1 protein-coding gene is annotated in these 780 nt (G+C 67.7%); it reads right to left on the reverse strand.

The features are described 5' to 3' along the window. Window positions 1-780, reverse strand: a 780-nt coding sequence (gene eno / locus ACLQ3K_RS26405) for a phosphopyruvate hydratase (RefSeq protein WP_426002277.1), incomplete at both ends; no start/stop codon positions are given.

The raw sequence follows: 780 nt of genomic DNA on the forward strand, positions 1-780 counted from the left end.
GGCGTAGAACTCACCCATCTCAGCGGCACTGAGCACCTTGCCCTCGAACTTGTAACCCTCCGGGCTGTAGAACTCCGTCGCCGCCACATCCAGCGCCAACGCCACATCGGAGCCGAGCGTGAGGCCCGTCTTCGCGACGGCCTCCGAGATCAGCTCCAACGCCTCCCGGGTGCCCGCGACCGACGGGGCGAAACCACCCTCGTCGCCGAGGCCGGTGTTCAGCCCCTTGCTCTTGAGCACCGACTTCAGCGAGTGGTACACCTCGGTACCCCAGCGCAGCGACTCCTTGAACGTCTCCGCACCGATCGGCGCGACCATGAACTCCTGCACATCCACACCGCTATCGGCGTGCGCGCCGCCGTTGAGAATGTTCATCATCGGCACCGGCAGGATGTGCGCGTTCGGGCCACCCAGATACCGGAACAGCGGCAGCGCCGCAGACTCCGCCGCGGCCTTCGACGCCGCCAGCGACACACCCAGCAAGGCGTTCGCACCCAGGCGGCTCTTGTCCGGGGTGCCGTCCAGATCCAGCAGGGTCTGATCGATGATCCGCTGCTCATCGGCGGGGATGCCGATCACCTCGGGCGCGATGACATCCAGCACACCCTCGACGGCCTTCGTGACGCCCTTGCCGCCATACCGCTCGCCACCGTCCCGCAGCTCCACGGCCTCGTGCTCACCGGTCGACGCACCCGAGGGCACCGCCGCGCGGGCGAAGCTGCCATCGGCCAGCACGATCTCCACCTCCACCGTGGGGTTACCACGGGAGTCGAGGATCTC

Source organism: Tsukamurella sp. DT100 (genome assembly GCF_049844855.1).
In the GTDB taxonomy this organism is placed as follows: domain Bacteria; phylum Actinomycetota; class Actinomycetes; order Mycobacteriales; family Mycobacteriaceae; genus Tsukamurella.